Origin of the sequence: Dactylosporangium sp. NPDC051484, from assembly GCF_040689395.1 — a bacterium.
GTDB lineage: Bacteria > Actinomycetota > Actinomycetes > Mycobacteriales > Micromonosporaceae > Dactylosporangium.
On sequence record NZ_JBFAZX010000077.1, the window covers coordinates 1 to 3,394 of the forward strand.

General features: G+C 57.3%; 2 rRNA genes. Both read right to left on the reverse strand.

The features are described 5' to 3' along the window. Nucleotides 1-114: ribosomal RNA gene (rrf, locus tag AB0367_RS38590) — 5S ribosomal RNA — on the reverse strand; the annotation flags it as partial. Nucleotides 115-222: 108 nt separating this feature from the next. Then, nucleotides 223-3,335, reverse strand: a 23S ribosomal RNA gene (locus AB0367_RS38595). Nucleotides 3,336-3,394: the final 59 nt, after the last annotated feature.

Below are 3,394 nucleotides of genomic sequence, written 5' to 3' on the forward strand. Positions count from 1 at the left end.
CGGCGGCGTCCTACTCTCCCACACTCTCTCGGGTGCAGTACCATCGGCGCTGGAGGGCTTAGCTTCCGGGTTCGGAATGGGACCGGGCGTTTCCCCTCCGCTATGGCCACCGAAACACTATGAACCTATCAACCCCGCACACCCACCACCAACATGGCAGGGTGCGAACGGTATTGGTTCAGAATCACACAGTGGATGCGGCATACTCTAAAACCCTGTATAGAGGTCAAGTCCTCGGCCTATTAGTACCGGTCAGCTCAAACCTGTTACCAGGCTTCCACCTCCGGCCTATCAACCCAGTGGTCTCGCTGGGGGCCTTAACCCTCAAGGGGTGGGATACCTCATCTCGAAGCGAGCTTCCCGCTTAGATGCTTTCAGCGGTTATCCCTTCCGAACGTAGCCAACCAGCCGTGCCCTTGGCAGAACAACTGGCACACCAGAGGTTCGTCCGTCCCGGTCCTCTCGTACTAGGGACAGCCCTTCTCAAGTATCCTACGCGCGCGGCGGATAGGGACCGAACTGTCTCACGACGTTCTAAACCCAGCTCGCGTACCGCTTTAATGGGCGAACAGCCCAACCCTTGGGACCTACTCCAGCCCCAGGATGCGACGAGCCGACATCGAGGTGCCAAACCATCCCGTCGATATGGACTCTTGGGGAAGATCAGCCTGTTATCCCCGGGGTACCTTTTATCCGTTGAGCGACACCGCTTCCACCTGCCAGTGCCGGATCACTAGTCCCGACTTTCGTCCCTGCTCGACCTGTCAGTCTCACAGTCAAGCCCCCTTGTGCACTTGCACTCAACACCTGATTGCCAACCAGGCTGAGGGAACCTTTGGGCGCCTCCGTTACATTTTAGGAGGCAACCGCCCCAGTTAAACTACCCACCAGACACTGTCCCTGAACCGGCTCACGGCCCAAAGTTAGATACCCGAATCCAACAGAGTGGTATTTCAAGCTTGCCTCCACGACCACTGGCGTGACCGCTTCACCGGCTCCCACCTATCCTACACAATCGAACTCAGATACCAATGTCAAGCTATAGTGAAGGTCCCGGGGTCTTTCCGTCCTGCCGCGCGTAACGAGCATCTTTACTCGTAGTGCAATTTCGCCGGGCCTGTGGTTGAGACAGTGGGGAAGTCGTTACGCCATTCGTGCAGGTCGGAACTTACCCGACAAGGAATTTCGCTACCTTAGGATGGTTATAGTTACCACCGCCGTTTACTGGCGCTTAAGTTCTCCGCTTCGCCCCGAAAGACTAACAGGTCCCCTTAACGTTCCAGCACCGGGCAGGCGTCAGTCCATATACGTCGTCTTACGACTTAGCATGGACCTGTGTTTTTAGTAAACAGTCGCTTCCCCCTGGTCTCTGCGGCCACCAACCGCTCCACCAGCACGTGGTCTCACCATCGGTGGCCCCCCTTCTCCCGAAGTTACGGGGGCAATTTGCCGAGTTCCTTAACCACAGTTCGCCCGATCGCCTCGGTATTCTCTACCTGACCACCTGTGTCGGTTTCGGGTACGGGCCGCTCGAAACTCGCTAGAGGCTTTTCTCGGCAGCATGGGATCACTGACTTCACCTAAACGGCTCCGCATCACGCCTCACCCACAATGCAGCACGGATTTGCCTATGCTGCGGGCTACACGCTTGCCCCGGCACAACCACCGGCCGGGTCCAGCTACCCTCCTGCGTCACCCCATCGCTTGCCTACTACCACCCAAGTTCCCAAACTCCAGCCATCACCCCGAAAGGATCAAACTGTTGTGAGGTTAGTACAAGCAGGTTCAGCATGGACGCTTCTACGCGGGTACGGGAATATCAACCCGTTGTCCATCGACTACGCCTCTCGGCCTCGCCTTAGGCCCCGACTCACCCAGGGCGGATTAGCCTGGCCCTGGAACCCTTGGTCATCCGGCGGCAGGGTTTCTCACCCTGCTTTCGCTACTCATGCCTGCATTCTCACTCGCGTCACCTCCACGGCTGGATCACTCCGCCGCTTCACCGGTGACACGACGCTCCCCTACCCATCCACACACCTGGACCAGCAAACTGGCCGAGTACACGTGTGAATGCCACAGCTTCGGCGGTGTGCTTGAGCCCCGCTACATTGTCGGCGCGGAACCACTTGACCAGTGAGCTATTACGCACTCTTTCAAGGGTGGCTGCTTCTAAGCCAACCTCCTGGTTGTCTATGCGACCCCACATCCTTTACCACTTAGCACACGCTTAGGGGCCTTAGCTGGTGATCTGGGCTGTTTCCCTCTCGACTACGAAGCTTATCCCCCGCAGTCTCACTGCCACGCTCTCACTTACCGGCATTCGGAGTTTAGTTGACTTCAGTAAGCTTGTAGGCCCCCTAGGCCATCCAGTGCTCTACCTCCGGTAAGAAACACGCAACGCTGCACCTAAATGCATTTCGGGGAGAACCAGCTATCACGGAGTTTGATTGGCCTTTCACCCCTAACCACAGATCATCCCCCAACTTTTCAACGTTGGTGGGTTCGGCCCTCCACGCGGTCTTACCCGCGCTTCAGCCTGCCCATGGCTAGATCACTCCGCTTCGGGTCTAGGACACGCGACTGAACGCCCTATTCAGACTCGCTTTCGCTACGGCTCCCCCACACGGGTTAACCTCGCCACGTATCACTAACTCGCAGGCTCATTCTTCAAAAGGCACGCCGTCACCCCACACCAAAAAGGCGTGGACGCTCCGACGGATTGTAGGCGCACGGTTTCAGGTACTATTTCACTCCCCTCCCGGGGTACTTTTCACCTTTCCCTCACGGTACTCGTCCGCTATCGGTCACCAGGGAGTATTTAGGCTTACCAGGTGGTCCTGGCAGATTCACGGCAGATTACAGGAGTCCGCCGCTACTCGGGAACACACCAACACAGATCGACAGCTTTCGCCTACCGGACTCTCACCGCCTACGGTGCCGCTTTCCAACGGACTTCGACTAACCATCGATTTTCTGACTGTGCGACCAGCCGGCAGACCAGCCAAGACATGCCCCACAACCCCAAACATGCAACCCCTGCCGAGTATCACACATGCCTGGTTTAGCCTCATCCGCTTTCGCTCGCCACTACTCACGGAATCACAATTGTTTTCTCTTCCTGCGGGTACTGAGATGTTTCACTTCCCCGCGTTCCCTCTACCTGCCCTATGTGTTCAGGCAGGAGTGACACCACATGACTGGTGCCGGGTTCCCCCATTCGGACACCCTGGGATCACAGCTCGGTTGACAGCTCCCCCAGGCCTATCGCGGCCTCCCACGTCCTTCATCGGCTCCTGGTGCCAAGGCATCCACCGTACGCCCTCAGCAACTTGACCACAAAGCTTTAAAGATGCTCGCATCCACTGTGCAATTCTCAACCAACACCAAACCCAAC